The organism is Streptomyces sp. NPDC001513, assembly GCF_042894695.1.
Classification (GTDB): Bacteria; Actinomycetota; Actinomycetes; order Streptomycetales; family Streptomycetaceae; genus Streptomyces.
Genome location: NZ_JBIAVU010000001.1, coordinates 106,248 through 120,963 on the forward strand (window position 1 = coordinate 106,248; position 14,716 = coordinate 120,963).

19 protein-coding genes and 1 pseudogene are annotated in these 14,716 nt (G+C 71.5%); 9 read left to right on the forward strand and 11 right to left on the reverse strand.

Annotation, left to right across the window (positions count from 1 at the left end; all coding sequences use genetic code 11):
* Positions 1-249: a hypothetical protein gene (locus ACFYZ4_RS00560; RefSeq protein ID WP_390782559.1), complete on the reverse strand. Its 249-nt coding sequence runs from the start codon at positions 247-249 to the stop codon at positions 1-3.
* Positions 250-791: 542 nt separating this feature from the next.
* On the reverse strand, positions 792-1,283 hold the full coding sequence (locus tag ACFYZ4_RS00565) for a hypothetical protein (RefSeq protein WP_351290997.1): 492 nt from the start codon (positions 1,281-1,283) through the stop codon (positions 792-794).
* Positions 1,284-2,025: 742 nt separating this feature from the next.
* Between ACFYZ4_RS00565 and ACFYZ4_RS00570 the strand changes: the two are divergent.
* Positions 2,026-2,373, forward strand: a pseudogene (locus ACFYZ4_RS00570) (phosphatase PAP2 family protein); the annotation flags it as partial.
* A gap of 105 nt (positions 2,374-2,478) precedes the next feature.
* Here ACFYZ4_RS00570 and ACFYZ4_RS00575 read toward each other — a convergent pair.
* From ACFYZ4_RS00575 to ACFYZ4_RS00585, 3 genes are read right to left on the reverse strand one after another with little or no spacing between them, the layout of a single operon-like run.
* A complete protein-coding gene (locus tag ACFYZ4_RS00575) occupies positions 2,479-3,162 on the reverse strand; it encodes a response regulator (protein ID WP_390782560.1) in 684 nt (227 codons plus the stop codon).
* A complete protein-coding gene (locus tag ACFYZ4_RS00580) occupies positions 3,159-4,085 on the reverse strand; it encodes a sensor histidine kinase (protein WP_390782561.1) in 927 nt (308 codons plus the stop codon). Before ACFYZ4_RS00580 ends, ACFYZ4_RS00575 begins: the two co-directional genes overlap by 4 nt.
* Positions 4,086-4,095: 10 nt before the next feature.
* A complete protein-coding gene (locus tag ACFYZ4_RS00585; RefSeq protein WP_390782562.1) occupies positions 4,096-4,668 on the reverse strand; it encodes a histidine kinase in 573 nt (190 codons plus the stop codon).
* A gap of 194 nt (positions 4,669-4,862) precedes the next feature.
* Between ACFYZ4_RS00585 and ACFYZ4_RS00590 the strand changes: the two genes are divergently transcribed.
* Both ACFYZ4_RS00590 and ACFYZ4_RS00595 read left to right on the forward strand, forming a co-directional pair.
* Positions 4,863-5,072 carry a hypothetical protein gene (locus tag ACFYZ4_RS00590; protein ID WP_351291005.1) on the forward strand — a complete coding sequence of 70 codons (210 nt, stop codon included), beginning with the start codon at positions 4,863-4,865 and terminating at the stop codon, positions 5,070-5,072.
* A 58-nt stretch (positions 5,073-5,130) separates the two neighbouring features.
* Complete coding sequence (locus ACFYZ4_RS00595) at positions 5,131-5,502, forward strand: hypothetical protein (RefSeq protein WP_351291007.1); 372 nt, start codon at positions 5,131-5,133, stop codon at positions 5,500-5,502.
* Positions 5,503-6,021: 519 nt separating this feature from the next.
* Here the strand turns inward: ACFYZ4_RS00595 and ACFYZ4_RS00600 are convergent.
* The gene (locus ACFYZ4_RS00600) at positions 6,022-6,732 is read right to left on the reverse strand and encodes a class I SAM-dependent methyltransferase (protein ID WP_390782900.1); all 711 of its coding nucleotides are present in this window, start codon (positions 6,730-6,732) and stop codon (positions 6,022-6,024) included.
* A gap of 81 nt (positions 6,733-6,813) precedes the next feature.
* Between ACFYZ4_RS00600 and ACFYZ4_RS00605 the strand changes: the two genes are divergently transcribed.
* The gene (locus ACFYZ4_RS00605) at positions 6,814-7,353 is read left to right on the forward strand and encodes a GNAT family N-acetyltransferase (RefSeq protein ID WP_390782563.1); all 540 of its coding nucleotides are present in this window, start codon (positions 6,814-6,816) and stop codon (positions 7,351-7,353) included.
* 60 nt (positions 7,354-7,413) lie between these two features.
* Here the strand turns inward: ACFYZ4_RS00605 and ACFYZ4_RS00610 are convergent, their stop codons facing one another.
* The gene (locus ACFYZ4_RS00610) at positions 7,414-7,881 is read right to left on the reverse strand and encodes a VOC family protein (RefSeq protein WP_390782564.1); all 468 of its coding nucleotides are present in this window, start codon (positions 7,879-7,881) and stop codon (positions 7,414-7,416) included.
* A 355-nt stretch (positions 7,882-8,236) separates the two neighbouring features.
* Entirely contained in the window at positions 8,237-8,494 is a 258-nt protein-coding gene (locus ACFYZ4_RS00615; RefSeq protein ID WP_351587632.1) for a WhiB family transcriptional regulator, read from the reverse strand.
* Between the two features lie 257 nt (positions 8,495-8,751).
* Between ACFYZ4_RS00615 and ACFYZ4_RS00620 the strand changes: the two genes are divergently transcribed.
* Both ACFYZ4_RS00620 and ACFYZ4_RS00625 read left to right on the forward strand, forming a co-directional pair.
* The gene (locus tag ACFYZ4_RS00620) at positions 8,752-9,060 is read left to right on the forward strand and encodes a hypothetical protein (RefSeq protein ID WP_351587558.1); all 309 of its coding nucleotides are present in this window, start codon (positions 8,752-8,754) and stop codon (positions 9,058-9,060) included.
* Positions 9,061-9,173: 113 nt separating this feature from the next.
* Positions 9,174-9,518, forward strand: coding sequence for an STAS domain-containing protein (locus tag ACFYZ4_RS00625; RefSeq protein ID WP_351291019.1), 345 nt, complete (start codon positions 9,174-9,176; stop codon positions 9,516-9,518).
* Positions 9,519-9,546: 28 nt separating this feature from the next.
* Here ACFYZ4_RS00625 and ACFYZ4_RS00630 read toward each other — a convergent pair whose 3' ends face one another.
* Both ACFYZ4_RS00630 and ACFYZ4_RS00635 read right to left on the reverse strand, forming a co-directional pair.
* The gene (locus tag ACFYZ4_RS00630) at positions 9,547-9,927 is read right to left on the reverse strand and encodes a toxin Doc (protein ID WP_351291021.1); all 381 of its coding nucleotides are present in this window, start codon (positions 9,925-9,927) and stop codon (positions 9,547-9,549) included.
* A 50-nt stretch (positions 9,928-9,977) separates the two neighbouring features.
* Positions 9,978-10,574 (reverse strand): TetR/AcrR family transcriptional regulator, encoded by a 597-nt coding sequence (locus tag ACFYZ4_RS00635; RefSeq protein WP_390782565.1) that lies wholly within the window; start codon positions 10,572-10,574, stop codon positions 9,978-9,980.
* A gap of 136 nt (positions 10,575-10,710) precedes the next feature.
* On the opposite strand from ACFYZ4_RS00635, the gene ACFYZ4_RS00640 reads away from it, so the two are divergent.
* The gene (locus tag ACFYZ4_RS00640; RefSeq protein ID WP_390782566.1) at positions 10,711-12,183 is read left to right on the forward strand and encodes an amidase; all 1,473 of its coding nucleotides are present in this window, start codon (positions 10,711-10,713) and stop codon (positions 12,181-12,183) included.
* A 215-nt stretch (positions 12,184-12,398) separates the two neighbouring features.
* Here the strand turns inward: ACFYZ4_RS00640 and ACFYZ4_RS00645 are convergent, their stop codons facing one another.
* A complete protein-coding gene (locus tag ACFYZ4_RS00645) occupies positions 12,399-13,400 on the reverse strand; it encodes a hypothetical protein (RefSeq protein WP_390782567.1) in 1,002 nt (333 codons plus the stop codon).
* A gap of 240 nt (positions 13,401-13,640) precedes the next feature.
* Between ACFYZ4_RS00645 and ACFYZ4_RS00650 the strand changes: the two genes are divergently transcribed.
* Both ACFYZ4_RS00650 and ACFYZ4_RS00655 read left to right on the forward strand, forming a co-directional pair.
* The gene (locus ACFYZ4_RS00650) at positions 13,641-14,399 is read left to right on the forward strand and encodes a trypsin-like serine peptidase (protein ID WP_390782568.1); all 759 of its coding nucleotides are present in this window, start codon (positions 13,641-13,643) and stop codon (positions 14,397-14,399) included.
* Positions 14,400-14,518: 119 nt separating this feature from the next.
* Positions 14,519-14,704: a hypothetical protein gene (locus tag ACFYZ4_RS00655; RefSeq protein WP_390782569.1), complete on the forward strand. Its 186-nt coding sequence runs from the start codon at positions 14,519-14,521 to the stop codon at positions 14,702-14,704.
* The last annotated feature ends 12 nt before the right edge of the window (positions 14,705-14,716 follow it).

Sequence of the window (14,716 nt, forward strand, 5' to 3'; positions counted from 1 at the left end):
CTATGCCGCCGTCAGTCCCGGCGCGGGCCGGCTGCCGCTGATGCCACTGGTGCTGCTGCGGAGGTGTCGCATGAGCCGCATGCCGAGCGTCGTCGCCTCCGCGGCCAGAACGATCATGCTCAGGAACTCAAGTCCGGCGACGGCCAGACCGACGGCGATGACGACGATGACGATCACGGCTGCGCTCTCCGGGGCCGTCAGTGGGCGCGGCGCGGTGGAGGATGCGCCACAAGGTGCGTGGTGGTTCATGGGTGGACTCTCCAGACGTGTACTGCGGGCGAACGTGCTGGGTACGTAGGGCGGTTGCCGCCGCCTTCGGGTAGTGATGTTGCAGCATCCGGGGCTGCCGGACTAACCCTCGTGCGGGCCAATCCGCGTGCGCGTCCTTGTGCCGAGCCGATCCGGGTGGCGGGGCCGTCCTTGCATCGGTCCAGGTCAGTGGTCAGCCGAGGCTCTGGAATCCGCAGGTGCGACCCACCTTTTTTCATGATCCGCCGGGCCGGTGTCCGGCTTTCCGTGGCCGCGTCCCGGGAATCCGCAGGGGCTCCCGGTACCGCTCACCCCTCGTCTCCCCAGCTCAAGGCGGTGCGGCGCGGCGGATTCCCGCAGCCGTGTCGCTCGGGTTGACCCGATGGACCGCATCACCGATCTTTGAGCATGCGCCCGCTGACGGTCACGGCCTGCTGCGGGGCTCTCCGATGTACTGCGGGCAACCTGATACCCCGGAGAGAGCGGACGCGTTGCCGCGTGTCCGCTCACGGTCCTGGTGCCGCCGGACGGCACCAGGACCGTCAGGCTGAGCGGTGGCCCGTCAGCGCCGTGCCGCAGGCGCTGCAGTAGCGGGCGTCCGCCTCGATCGCGTGCCGGTGGCACCGGCCGCACACCAGGTGCACCGCGCACGGTTGGGGCGCGGCGGCGGAGGTGGTCCGTCCGATGCGCATGCCGCGGCGCCTGCGGTGCACGGTCAGGACGAGCAGTCCTTCGGAACCGGCCAGCAGCGCCCTGGAGGTGCCGCGCGGCAGCATGCCGAGGAATCCGGGGGACAGCTGCGACTCGGTACCGTCGAGGGTGAGAGTGCCGGTGCCGCCGAGGACGACCAGCATCACGTCGACCTCTTCCTCGGTGTGCGGCGCCCCGCCGGTCCCGGGCAGGTGGCGCACCAGGTTCGCGTCCAGCTGCCGGTCGACGCCCTCCAGCCGCCACAGCGCGCCGCTCTGCCCCTGCGCCACGGCCGCGACCAGACCCGCGACCGTCACGAACTCCGCCCCCCGCACAACCTCCATCGCCGTACCTTCCGCGCCCGAGCCGAACCCACCACACCACACATGATCGCCCACCCGGACCCCCTCGCGGGAACGGAGCCCCGGTCACCGCGATTCGGGCCATCGCGGCCGAGTACCGGCTGAGCAAGGAGCGCATCCCGGGCGCCGCGCTCACGCCCTGGCTCTCCGGACGCCTCTGCTCGAGGACGCCGAGGGTGCGCGCGTGGGTGACCGTGTGGGGCTCGTCGTCAGGCGCGAAGACCTTGCTCCCATCGGGACGCAGCACCCCCGCGGCGCCGGCGCTCCTCACCCACCCCGAAGGCGCAAACCGCCGCACCGTCACGGTAGTAGGAGAACCACGCAGGCGGGCGTTCACGCATCGGCGTATAACGGACGACCTCGACGCCGTCGGACGAGATCTCCTCCAGACGGTCCAAGCCGGTGGAGTCGTCAACCCTGACGATCGTCGGGGTACGGGGCCGCCGTTCGGCCAGGGTGACCGGCCTGCGGTGTTCCTACCGTCGGCAGCATGGATTCGATCAAGCGATACGGAAGTCGACGCATACCGATGGCGGTCGCGTCGGCCGGGGCAGGGGCGGCGGCCGTGGTCTGGTTGGCGCCCGGCGGCGCCCTGGGCACGAACGAGCCGGTGCACGTCACCGCGGGCCTCTCGGCGCGGGCCTACAAGGCACTGACCGCGAGCGTGGCGGACGGGCCGTCGTGGGCCGACACCGCCCTGCAAGCGGCGAGCGAGGGCACGTTGATGTCCCTGGGCCTGCTCCTGGCCTGGGTCGCGTGGACCGCCTGGCGACGCCGTGACGCGCCGGGCCTGGCCGGGGTTTCGGTCGCGGCCGCCGGGACCGTCGTCGCCTACGGGCTCAGCGAGGCGCTCAAACTGCTCGTCGACGAGGAACGCCCGTGCCGGGCCCTGCCAGGGGTCTCGGCCCTCGCCTCGTGTCCCGAACCCGGCGACTGGTCCTTCCCCAGCAACCACGCCACCCTCGCGGTTGCGCTGGCGGTCGGCGTGACCTTGGTACGTCCTCGGCTCTCCGTCCTGGTGCTGCCGGTGGCCGGGGCGGCCGCGCTGTTGCGGGTGTTGGTCGGCGTCCACTATCCGCACGACGTCCTGGCGGGCGCGGCGCTCGGCGCGGCCGCCGTGGTGACCGTACGGCTCCTCGTACTCCCCATCGCCGTACGGGCGGTGTCGGCTGCCCTCCTACGGCAGCCGGTCGGGCGGCACCGGGACCACGCCGGCTTCGTGGGCGACCACGGCGGCCGCAGCCCGGTTGTCGACGCCGAGGCGCGCGAGGATCGAGCTGACGTGGGCTTTCACCGTTCCCTCCGCCAGGCGCAGGCGGCGCGCGATCTGCCCGTTGGAGAGACCGCTGCCGAGGAAACCGAGTACGTCCCGCTCCCGGGCCGTCAGGGCCTCGACGCGGGCGCGGGCGGCGGAGCGGCGGCCGGCTTGGGCGCCCGCGCCGCCGGCGGCGAGATGCGCGACGACGCGGGCCGCGACCTTCGGTGACAGGTAGGCGGCGCCGTCCGCCACCGCCCGGATGCCGGCGATCAGTTCCTCCGGCTCGCCGGACTTGATCAGGAAGCCGGTGGCACCCTCGCTCAGTGCGCGCAGGATGTACTCGTCCTCGCCGAAGGTCGTCAGCATCACCACACCCGTGCCGGGGACGGTCCTTCGTATTTCGGCGGCAGCCTCGATCCCGCCGGTCCCGGGCATCCGGATGTCGAGCACGGCCACCTGCGGGCGGTGGCGCCGGGCGAGTTCCACCGCCTGGTGGCCGTCGGCCGCCTCCGCGACGACGGTGAGGCCGGGCTCGGTAGCGAGGACCGCGCGGACGCCTGCGCGGATCATGGGCTCGTCGTCGGCGATCAGGATCCGGATCATCGGACGGCCTTCCCGGTGTAGTCGTCGGTGGAGACCAGGCGGTCGGCCCGGAAGCAGAGACGGTAGATGTCCCCCGAGCGGTCGTCGAACGGGTCGCCGGTCTGTACGTAGAACTCGCAGACCGCGTCGTGCGGCGCGGGCGCGGGGGCTGCCGGGCGGCGGGTGGTCTGGCGCTCGGGCAGGTACGGCGCCACGTCGGCGCGTGGCTGGCCGACGTACAGGTGGGCGTAGTCCCGGGGTGCGAGCACCGACTGCCGTGCCGTCACGGTGTCCCACGCCCGTACGCCGCCGATGAGCAACGCGGTGGTGCACAGCGGCACCAGGACGGCCGCGGCGGCGGTACGGCCCAGTCGGCGACGGGCACTGCGGTGCTCGGGAGGCAGTGCGCCGGCCGGCTCCCCGGGCTCGGTGCGGCGCGGCGGGGGCACGGCCCCGGGGCGGTGCGGGAACGTGGCCCGGACGGCGAACCCGCCGCCCTCGGGACCCTGGGGGCCCGATGTGAAGGTGCCACCTGCCAGGCGGACGCGTTCGTCGAGGCCGATGAGCCCGAAGCGGTGGTTCTCGCCGGGTGCGTCGGGTCGGGGCCCCGGTGTGGGGCGGAGGGCGCGGTCGTGGCGGGTCGCAGCAGTGGTGGGCACCGGCTCGTTCGTCACATTGACCTCGGTCCGTGCGTCCAGGTGCCGGACGAGGACGGTCGCCCGGTGCCCGGGCGCGTGCTTGGCCACGTTCGTCAGCGCCTCCTGGACGACGCGCCACACGGCCCGTTCAACGGCCGACAGCGCGTCACCGGAAGCCGGTTGGCCCTCCACGCGCAGCCGTACATCAAGCCCCGCCGCGGCCGCCCGGTCCACCAGGCCTTCGAGTGCGGTGGGCCCGGCGTCGGGCTCGGACCCCGGAGCCGCATCCGAGGGCTCGCGCAGCACGCCGATCACCTCACCGAGCCGGTCGACGGCGGCTCCCGCCCGGGCGCGGATGTACCCGGGGGGTGGCCCGGTGGTCCTCGGACAGGCCGGGGGCCAGCTTCAGTGCGCCCGCGGACAGCGCGATGAGGCTGAGTTCGTGACCGAGGAGGTCGTGCATGTCCTGCGCGATCCGGGTCCGCTCGCGCAACCGGGCCTGTTCGGCGACCAGATGCCGTTCCCGTTCCAGCCGCGCGGCCCGCTCCCACCCGGCCCGCACCAGTTCCCGGTACTGGCGCAGGAACCGGCCCGCGAACCACGGCAGCATCTCCGCCACGAGCAGCAACCCCACGAACCGGCTCGCCCAGCCCAGCCAGGCCGGCACCACGAGCACCGCCACCACGGCGGCCGCGAGCACGCCGGCCAGGGCCGCCGCCGCGCTCCGGTTCCGTCCCGGCCGCCGGCCGGCGAGGAAAGCGCAGACCGCCGCGGGTATCCCCCACCACAGGGTGACGACGCCCGTGCCGACGGCCACCACCGCCCCGATGAACAGACCCGCGGACAGCACCGGTGCCGGCACCCGGGCCTTGGTGATCACTGTTCTCACGCACGCGACCCTACGGAACTCCACCGCCCCCGCGGCACTGCCGAAAGTCCACTACCGCGGGCCGCTCCGCCCGGGCCGAGCTCGCAGGGGTGGGTGACTTCGCCGTCCATCCGGACGAACCATGGTTCACCCCCGGTTTCGACGGTCAACACTCTTGTTGTCCCGAAGCCACAGGAGTGAAGCGGAGAGTGGTCATGGCGCCAGTCATTCCCAGGACCGAAGACGACGACGGGATCCCCTTCGAGCGCGAGGAACTGGTGCAGGCCCGGGAAGAGATGGTGCAGGCCCTCGTCGACTTGCGGGCGCTCATCGCGGACGCCCCGGACGACGGTGGCGGCCCCGGCTGGGACAAGCAGAGCGCGCTCGCCAGACTCGACCAGGTACAGGGACTCCCCAACCGTTGAGGCAGCAGGGCTGTGCGGGGGCGCCCGGCAGCGGAATCCTTCGCCCCTGGAGGCGCTCGTGATCCACGGCGGAAACGTGAAGATCATTCCGAGCTGGGTTCCGCAGACGACGATCGTCGACCTTCAATGGGACGACACCACCCTGTCGGACCCCCGGCCGAAGGGCGCGTGGTGGGGAGAGATCGCCTTCCTCGTGCAGCGTGCCGCCGGCAACCAGGGTGAATGGGAGTGGGAGCCGGCCGCCGGGATTCTGGAATTGTGGGTGCCGGACCCGGACGTCCCCGGCTACCGGCATCTGGTCGCGACACTGGACCAGTTCACGCTTCCGCTGGCCAACCCGGGAACGGCGGGCGCCGGCAGACTCGCGCCCGGTCTCGCGCCGGTCGTCGGAGACCTGACTCTGGACTGGCAGGGAAGCCTCACCTTGTGACGGGTCAACGCCAACGCCCTTGTGACGCACCGCGCGGTGAGGCGGTCAGTCCCCGCGAGGCTCGCCCCGGCCGGCGGGATCGGTGAAGTGGACTTCGTACCGCGCCTGTTCCGGCAGCAGCGCCTCGAAGGATTCCTCGCCCGGGCGTACCCGACGGAGGCACGGAAGTCTGCCGCAGGCCCGGGCCGTGCTCGACGCCGCCCTCGTACGCGGCACGCTCACCGCCATCGCCTCGTCCGGCGCCCCCTCCTGGACCATCTTCTACGAGGTCACGGGCCTGCCCGCACCCCCCGGCATCGCGATCCGTTCACTCGCCGCCGCGCCCCTGACCACCTGGCTCGCGGGCGAAGCGCGCTGGCGGTGTCGCCGCCGACCGGATACGGAATCTCCCTTGTCATATGCCTATCGGCCCGTCCGGCCCCGCGCTTATGGTGTGGCTCCGGACCATCCCGGGCTCGACGCCCTCCCGGCTCCCCACGGGAGGTCGCCGTGCGTCCGCGGGGCGGAGGCAGGCCGTGCCTAGGGCTCGTCAGCCGGTACCTCTACGACGAAGAACAGGAAGGTGGTCTTGCTCGACAGGTCTGGGAACTGGTCGGGGAACAGCTCGCGGGCGGCCGGGTCGGGCTGCGGCTCGCTGATGACGGACAGGCGGAAGCCGGCCGTCATGAAGGCATCGGTCATCGCGTGCAGTGGCTTGCGCCAGAACCTCATCGGGAAGGACTGCCCGTCGAACGTCCAGTCGAAGGCATAGCTGGTGGTCGCGAAGTAGTCGGGCCGAGGGTCCTGGAACGTGTAGGCCACGAAGGGGTGGTCCACCGACGCGATCAGCCGGCCGCCGGGCCTGAGCACCCGGCGCAACTCGGCCAGCGTCGGCCCCCAGTCCTCCAGGTAGTGCAGCACCAGTGACGCGACCACGTCGTCGAACGCGCCGTCGGCGAACGGCAGGCGGTCGGTCAGGTCCACCACGTGCAGGGCCACGTCGTCACCCAGCCGCTGTCCGGCCAGCCGCAGCATGCCGGCGCTGGCGTCGATGCCGGTGACGATCGCACCGCGGTCGCGTAATGCGGCGGACAGGGGCCCCGAGCCGCAACCTGCGTCCAGGACGCGACGGCCGGCGACGTCTCCGGCGAGCGCCAACATCGCGGGCCGCTCGTAGTACGCGTTCACGAGGCTGTTCTCGTTCTCCGCCGCATAGGCCTCGGCGAAACTGTCGTAGTTGTTCACTGGTATCGATCTGCTTTCCGTGTCGTGTGTGGCTGTCCCCGGGAAATGAGATTGCCCCGAGGCCGGACCTCGCGTTGGCTGGGCGGCATGACTGAACTGCGTACCGATCGCCTCACCGTCCGTCGATGGCGTGACTCCGACCTTGAACCGTGGGCGGCGATGAACTCCGATCCTGAGGTCCGGGAGCACTTGGGCGACCTGCTGACCCGCGAACAGAGCGATGCCGCCGTGGCGCGGTACCAGGCCGAGTTCGATCACCGAGGCTACGGGTGGTTGGCGGTTGAGGTACAGGCCACCGGTGAGTTCATCGGCTTCGCGGGCCTGGACCGGGTGGATGACGACATGCCGTTCACGGGCGTGGAGATCGGCTGGCGGCTCGCCCGTTCGGCCTGGGGCCAGGGCTACGCTTCCGAGGCCGCGCTGGCGGTCCTCGCCCACGGCTTCGACACGCTTGGACTTCCCGAGATCCTCGCCGTGACCACGGCCACCAACGTCCGCTCACAGGCGGTGATGCGCCGCATCGGAATGACGCGGGACCCGGCCGACGACTTCGACGACCTCACCGAACCCGAAGGGCCACTGCGTGCGAACGTCCTGTACCGCATCGCCCGCGGTGCCAGGACCTGACCTTCTCCCCTCAGTCGCCACCCGCCGATCCCTGTCCGGCCGGACGTCGTGCTGCCTCGCTCAGTTCTGCAGGCCGCCGAAGTCGGGCAGGGTGACCGATCCGTCTGCGGCAAGGGGGAATCGCGGGTTGTACGCGACTTCCCAGGCGTGGCCGTCCGGATCCACGAAGGCACTGGAATAGAACCCGATCGCATTGACGGCCGCGGGCTTGGTGACGCGGCCGCCCGCCCGTCGTACTGCGGCGAGCAGCTCGTCCACTTCGGCCTCGGAGCGGACGTTGTGGGCCAGGGCGATCCCGCCGAACCCGCCGGAGCCGCCAGGGCCGCCAGGGCCGCCGGCAGGCCCGGGCTCCACACCGCAGTCGCGTGCCAGCTTGTCGCGATCCCACAGCACCAGCGCGAGTCCGCCGGCCTGGAAGAAGACCGTCTCCTCGACCTCCTGTCCCCGCCAGCCCAAGGCCTCGTAGAAGCTCTTGGCACGTGCGAGATCGAACACTCCCAGAGTGACCAGGGTGATGCGCTGTTCCATGCGATCACGCTATCGCCCGCTGCCCGCCAAGAGAGCTGGGACGGCGCGTCCATTGCGTTCTGAGTACGAGGACTCATGTGCGCCACAGCGCCGGCCGCGCGGGCGACCGCCGTGGCCTACGGGGGGGCGCCGGCCCGGCGCAGGAACAGGAACGCCGGCACGACGCGCAGGTCGCCCGATAGCGGGAACGTCCGCAGCTGCTGTACCGGGGCGACGCGCCTGCGGGCATGCGGGTGTCCCATGCCCGCTCGAACCCGCCGGCTTCATCGTTGACCACCGCCCCGTCCACGAAGGGTCCCATCTCGGGTACGTGGGCCTGGTCGTGACCAGGCGCCACGGGAACGAGGAGGCGAGGTCAGCCTGCCGATCGTGCGCGGGCGGCCCGAGCCGCGCGCCGCTTGGCCACCCGGCGCTCCTCTTCGCTCATGCCGCCGCACACACCGAAGTCCTGGCCTCCTTCGAGCGCCCATTGAAGGCAGTTCTCCCGGACCGGGCAACGGCTGCACACCGCCTTGGCTTCCTCGATCTGGACAAGGGCCGGGCCGCTGGAGCCCACCGGGAAGAAGAGATCGGGGTCTTCCCACCTGCAGGCGGCCTCGTGGCGCCAGTTCATCGTCATTCCTCGTTCCTCCATCCAGTTCGTCCGGATCCTCACCCCCGCTCCTGGCCGGTACCGGCCGCTCTATTCAGTGCGGGCGCTACGGCTTGCCCGTGCGGCCCTGCCCGACGGCGGGGCCGCGCGGGGCGGGGCGGTCCGCCCGGCGACATGCGGTAGGCGGATGTACCGGGCTTGAGGAGGTTTGAAGCGCGAGACTGGGGCATCCACAACGCATCCCTGTGCAGCCCTTTGCCCACCGACAGGAGGCAGCAGTGACCACCTACGTCATCACCGTGCCCGGCACGTTCCTGAGGGACGTCGACGATGCAGCTCGCTCCAAGCTGGCGAGGAGGCTGGCTTCGCACCACACCGACCTGAGCGAGGCCGAAGACGTGGAACTGCTCACGGTCCACGAGGGCGGAACCTTTTCCGTCCGGCTCGAGGTCGAGGCCGCGGACCGGGCCACGGCCGAGGAGGAAGCCGTACGCCTGCTGGCCGGCGCCCTCGAGGAGCTGGGGTTCTCGGAGAAGGACGCGCCCCTGGGACCTCCGGCGGTCACAGGTCTCGAGGGTGGGTTCTGAGGTCTGAGGTCTGAGGTCTGAGGTCTGAGGTTTTGAGGTTCTGAGGCCCCTTCAGCTCGCGCCACCTGCGCGATTCTGTCACCGCGCCCTCCGGCCCCCGTACGCTGAGCGGCATGGCAGATGACCGGGAAGAAGTCCGAGTACCGCTGGTGCGGGTGGAGCGCGGGGAACAGAGCGTCGTCGTACGGGTGAGCGGTGAGATCGACCTTGACCGTGCGTCTCTGCTGCGGGACGCTCTGCACGCGGCGATCACCCGGCCCGACTGTCCGAACGAGATCGTCGTCGACCTCGCCGCGCTCACGTTCTGCGACTCCTCCGGCCTCAACGCCCTCCTCCAGGCCCGCCTCACCGCCCACGAGCACGGTCGGCAGATCCGCCTGCACGCCCCGACCGCGCAGGTCATCCACCTGCTGGAGCTGACCGGCACCGACCAGCTCTTCCCCATCACGGGCACCTGACGCAGGGTCCGCAGGTCCACGGCCTCGTTCAGGACTCCGGACGCATGGCGCGCAGCCGGGCGGCCACGTCGTGGACGGTCAGGCGCAGTGCGCGGATGTCGGTGATCAGAGCGCGCCAGGGCTCGAACGTGGTGTCCACGTCGTGGCCGGAGGCCCTGAGGTAGGCCACCGCCACGCCGTAGCCGAAGTACTCGTTCCTGGCGGGCAGCGGCCGCAGCAGCACGATCTGCTCCAGCAGCGCCGCCGACCGCCAGTACGCGTCGGGTTCGTCGGCCGTCAACGCCGGGGTGTTCACGCGGTGCCGCGCGACCGCGGCCACCAGACCGGAGTAGTCCCGTACTCCCAGCTCGTTGCCGAGGAGTTCCTCCTGCCGGTCCAGGAGCCAGCGGAGGTCGATGTGCAGCTGCAAGATCAGGCCTCGATCGAGTATGCATCGATGAATACCTTCAAGAATACCTTTCACCCCGCCCAGAGGCCGGCCAGATGGGCGTCGAGAACGTCGTACGCCTCTTGCGCGGTGAGGTGGCCGATGAGGACGTGCGCGGTGAGGCCGTCCGCGAGGGCCAGTAGGGTGCGGGCCTCGCGTTGCGGATCGAGAGGGACCGCACAGTCGGTACCCTCGCTCGCCTCCGAGATGAGGCGGGTGAACGCCTCCTGCAGGGTGGCGTAGTTCGCCTGCAGCGTCCTCGCGAGCACCTCGCTGACGGCCGCCTGCGCAACGAACGCGAGCCAGACCCTGGCCTCGGCGCGGTGCTCTTCCCTGAGGAGTGAAATCTCGGTGGCCGCGTGCCCCAGGGCGGTGCCGGCCGACTGGGCCGGGCTCCTGACGAGGCGGGCCTGTACGCGCTCCATGATCCGCTCGCTGATGTGTCCGAGCGCGAACACGAGCATCTCTTCCTTGGTGTGGAAGCACCGCTGTACGGCGCCCATCGACACCTGCGCGCGGGCCGCGACATCGCGAAGGGTCACCCCCTCCAGCCCGCGTTCGTCGGCGAGGCGGCAGACGGCCTCGGCGATGAGGCGGCGTCGGCCCGCGTGATCCACCTGCCTGGGCATGCCCGATCCCCTCCCTGCTGCACGCGCTCTGCGTTCGCGGCACTTTATTCGATGCGGCCGTATCGGTTCCAGGGGTACGGTTCGACAGGTTGATACCGATGCAAGCGCATCGGTACGGGAGGGGGAGGGAAAAGCCATGCAGGACAAGGGCACTCACGACACTCAGGACACTCAGGACACCCGGGACGCCCTGTGGAAGATGCCGGCCGCCGCGCAGGCGGAGGCCGTACGCAGCGCGGAGATCTCGGCCGTCGAACTGGTCGACAGCCACCTGGATCGGATCGCCCAGGTCAATCCGCAGGTCAACGCGGTCACGCAGCTGCTGGCGGAGCGCGCACGGGAGGCCGCGGCACGGATGGACCGTCGGCGGGCCGCCGGTGAAGCGCTGGGACCGCTCGCGGGGGTGCCCTTCACGGTGAAGGAGAGCACCGCGATCGAGGGCGTGCCGACCACGTTCGGCACGGAGCGTTTCCGCGATCTGGTGGCGTCGGCCGACGCGCCCCCGGTGGCGCGGCTGCGCGCGGCGGGGGCCATCCCCATCGGGCACAGCAACATACCCACCCTGATCCTGGCGGGGATGCACACCCGGAGCGAGCTGTTCGGCGACACGGTCAACCCGTGGGACCGCAGCCGGACCCCGGGTGGTTCCAGTGGGGGCGACGCGGTGGCCGTGGCCACGGGCATGGCGGCGCTCGGGCTCGGCAACGACTCCGGCGGGTCGGTGCGCATCCCGGCCCAGTTCTGCGGTGTGGCCGGGCTGAAGCCGTCCACGGGCCGGTTCCCCGCCGACCACCGCATCCTCGGCCCCGACGACCCCGGCCCGGCGTCCCAGATGCTGGTCACCGACGGCCCGCTGGCCCGGAGCGTGGGCGATCTCCGGCTCGCGTACGAAGTCCTGGCCGGGACCGATCCGCGAGACCCGCGCGCCGTACCGGTGCCCGTATACGGCGAACCGCTCCCCGGACGCGTGAAGGTCGCGGTCGTGGCGGATCCCGGCGGGCACGGCGTCCACCCCACGATCCGCGGAGCCGTCGCGACCGCGGCCGCCGCGCTCCGCGACGCCGGGTACGACGTGCGAGAGGTGGAGGACGTACCGAGGATGGACGAGGCTCTTGACGCGTACGGCCGGATCACCGTGACCGAGTTCGCGCCGAGCTGGCCGGTGGTGCGCACGCTGCTCGGCAAGGGCGGGGACCGCTATGTCGAGATGATGATGGAGCAGACTCCGCCCGCGAGCGCGGACGAGTTCATGAAGCTGATGGGCACCTGGATGAACATCCGTCGCTCATGGGCCGAATTCCTCGACGCATACCCGCTGTTGCTCGGCCCGGTCTTCACCGAGCCGCCGGTCGAGCCGGGGCTGGAGTCGCGTGACAGGCCGGGCAGGGACCGGGTCGGGTCGGGGATGCGGCTGTGCACCGTGACCAGCTTCGTGGGCGTGCCCGGTGTGGCCGTACCTACGGGGCTGGTCGACGGATTGCCCTGCGGGGTGCAGATCGTCGGGCGCGCGTTCCGGGAAGACCTGTGCCTGGACGCGGCCCAGGCGATCGAGGACCGACTCGGCGTCCTCACACCGGTCGACCCGCGCGCGGGAGGCCGGACTGGCTGAGCCCTCGGAGTGAGCGGGGCGCGCACCTGGTGGCGTAGAAACGCCCCTCGACCAGCCGCGCTACAACGTGCCCGAGTCGGGCCAGTACGACCAGTGGGTGTTCGGCGGGCGCGGCGTCGACGGCCAGTGCGATACCCCGTACGAGCAGGGGGGACACCGCCGGCGAAGCATTCGTCGTCCTCGTCCGCGACCTCGGCGGACAGGCGTCACGTGGCCTATGCGAGCAGCCATCGAGGTGGGTGTCCGGGGGTGGCCGGGCAGGTGAAGACGTGCAGGTCCCGGTCCCGGCCGAAGCGGAGCCGGGTGGGGGTCGCCAGGGTCCGATCGAACCGGATGGCGTCCCTCCTCTGGAGGGACGGGTCGCGGTCCTCCAGCGGAACCCAGCTGTGCGAATCGCCGTCCAACTCGTCGCCGCCGGCCGTCAGCAGCAGCCGCATCGGGGTCGGGGTCGCGCAGGACGCGCAGTCGACGGTCAGCGGGCCCGTCGACGCGCAGCTGGGAAAGCCGCCGACCCGCCAGCCGGGCGGGATCGACAGGTCGGACTGGTAGCTCGGCGCCTCCCGCCCGTGCTGTGCCGTCTGGGCGTCGTCCCAGGCGTCGATACGGGCGATCAGCGGGGCCGGCAGTGTGTCGTCCTCCGCCCACGGGTAGGTGACCACCTGTTCGGGGTGCAGGACGCACGGCTCGGGCAGCTCGTCCTCCCACCGGAGCAGGGGCAGTTGGGGAGGGGCGGCAAGGAAGTCTTCGGCGGTTTCGGTCTCCGCGGCCCGTCGCCACCGCAGAACGTAGCGGCGCTCGAGGTACGCACCGTGCGTGAGCGGGCAGCGGAAGAGCTGCACCAGATCCGCGCCGTCGGGCCCGGCCGCCAGGCCCGGGATGTCCCGGCGGAAGAACTGGGCGAGCCCCACGAACGGCACCGATCCGCCCTCCCCCGGCGTTCCGCCGCCGGGCCAGGACAGGCTCGCCAGCCATGCGCCCGCGGCGCGGGCTCTGCGGATCTCGTCCGGCGCGTACCCCTCGGTCTCCGGCTGGTGCGGCTCGTCGCAGACCGGCCACGGCTCGCCGGCCGGCCACAGCATCGGCCCGCCGACATGGCTGTCGCGCATGCCGGGCCGCCCCGGCCTGGGGTGCAGCCGGGTCGTCCGCCCCCGGTGGGCGGCCAGCTCCGGGAACACGCCCTCCACAGATACCGGCCTGGATGGCGTGGTCCTCATCATCCGCAGACCGTACGCGGGCGGGAACCGACAGACGAAACCCTTTTCCCGCGAGCCCGGCCCGGCCGGAGACCCGCTGTCCGGGGGCGGTCCGCGGCGTGAAGTAGCCTGAGCCGATCTTGGGGGGCTAAACACGTGATACTCAGACGCGCTCGGAGTTGGGCGGCGGCGGGGGTGCTGCTCGTTTCGGTCGCCGGATGCGTACCGTCGACAACCCAGGCCGGGACGGCGGAAGCGAAGGTCTTGGCCCATGACGCGGCGCTCAGTGTGGCCGAGCAGCAGCAGGTCGAGCGGTACTGGGTGAGCCACGGGATCGCCGGGATGGCGCGGACGGAGCGGTCCGAGGACTTCGTGCAGCCGGAATGGGATCAGGGGGGCGTCATCGCCCTGACCGTCGGCCGCATCTATGTCACGGGCGGGCAGGACGCGGCCTGCACCGCGACGGTCGTCGGCACGAACACCGTCGTGACCGCAGCCCACTGCGTGCGCACGCCACTCTCCGGCGGTTCCTCGAAGACGGCGACATGGGACGAGAACCTGTACTTCGTTCCCGGCTACCGGGACGGGCAGAGCCCCTACGGCGGGTTCACCGTACGCCGGGTGCACATGGCCGAGGACTGGCAGGCCGACGGCAACGATGTCGCGATGCTGGAGATGAACCACGCCGCGAATGGACGGACGGTCTCGGGGGCGGTCGGAGCCCAGCGGATCGCCTTCGGCGCGAAACCGGGAAACCCGACCCACCAGTTCGGCTACCCCTACACGAGTCGGGTGCTGCATTGCGAGGGCCCTGGCAAGCAGCCGTGGCTCGCGCCGAAGCTCTTCCGGATCCCCTGCCTCATGGGCGTCGGTTCGAGCGGCGGCCCGTACATCGTCGACCTCGATCCGGCGGGCATGGGAACAGTGGTCGCCGTGAACGTCAGCAGCGACGACTCCCACAGCTACGGCACGGCCCTCGGCCCCCTCGCCGCCAGGCTCTACGCCCAGTCGGAACACCCCTGACCGACCTGTGGGACTGCTGGAGGCGGGGGCGCGGCTCGTGCCGTGGGCGTTCGAGGAGGGGCACGGGGGCGTTCCTGTACTGGCTGGCGCGGCCCGGTCAGCACCCCGACCAGTGGACCGTGCTCTACAACGAGGGGCGGGGACCGCTGTGGGAGGCCCACGACACGGGGTGCCTCGCCTTCCTGATGGCCGTACTCGCGGGGACGGCCGAAACGGACTACTTCGGCCACCTCCACGAAGTCCTGAAGCCGACGGAGCACCGCTTCGAGACGGCCGACGAGACCCTCGGGGCGTCCCGGCGGTGAAGCCGTGAAGCC

Excerpts from the sequence above, each read along its gene's own strand:
- ACFYZ4_RS00560 (WP_390782559.1), bottom strand. The coding sequence starts at position 249 with ATGAACCACCACGCACCTTGTGGCGCATCCTCCACCGCGCCGCGCCCA.
- ACFYZ4_RS00565 (WP_351290997.1), bottom strand. The coding sequence starts at position 1,283 with ATGGAGGTTGTGCGGGGGGCGGAGTTCGTGACGGTCGCGGGTCTGGTC.
- ACFYZ4_RS00575 (WP_390782560.1), bottom strand. The coding sequence starts at position 3,162 with ATGATCCGGATCCTGATCGCCGACGACGAGCCCATGATCCGCGCAGGC.
- ACFYZ4_RS00590 (WP_351291005.1), top strand. The coding sequence starts at position 4,863 with ATGGCGCCAGTCATTCCCAGGACCGAAGACGACGACGGGATCCCCTTC.
- ACFYZ4_RS00605 (WP_390782563.1), top strand. The coding sequence starts at position 6,814 with ATGACTGAACTGCGTACCGATCGCCTCACCGTCCGTCGATGGCGTGAC.
- ACFYZ4_RS00610 (WP_390782564.1), bottom strand. The coding sequence starts at position 7,881 with ATGGAACAGCGCATCACCCTGGTCACTCTGGGAGTGTTCGATCTCGCA.
- ACFYZ4_RS00615 (WP_351587632.1), bottom strand. The coding sequence starts at position 8,494 with ATGAACTGGCGCCACGAGGCCGCCTGCAGGTGGGAAGACCCCGATCTC.
- ACFYZ4_RS00625 (WP_351291019.1), top strand. The coding sequence starts at position 9,174 with ATGGCAGATGACCGGGAAGAAGTCCGAGTACCGCTGGTGCGGGTGGAG.
- ACFYZ4_RS00635 (WP_390782565.1), bottom strand. The coding sequence starts at position 10,574 with ATGCCCAGGCAGGTGGATCACGCGGGCCGACGCCGCCTCATCGCCGAG.
- ACFYZ4_RS00640 (WP_390782566.1), top strand. The coding sequence starts at position 10,711 with ATGCAGGACAAGGGCACTCACGACACTCAGGACACTCAGGACACCCGG.
- ACFYZ4_RS00645 (WP_390782567.1), bottom strand. The coding sequence starts at position 13,400 with ATGATGAGGACCACGCCATCCAGGCCGGTATCTGTGGAGGGCGTGTTC.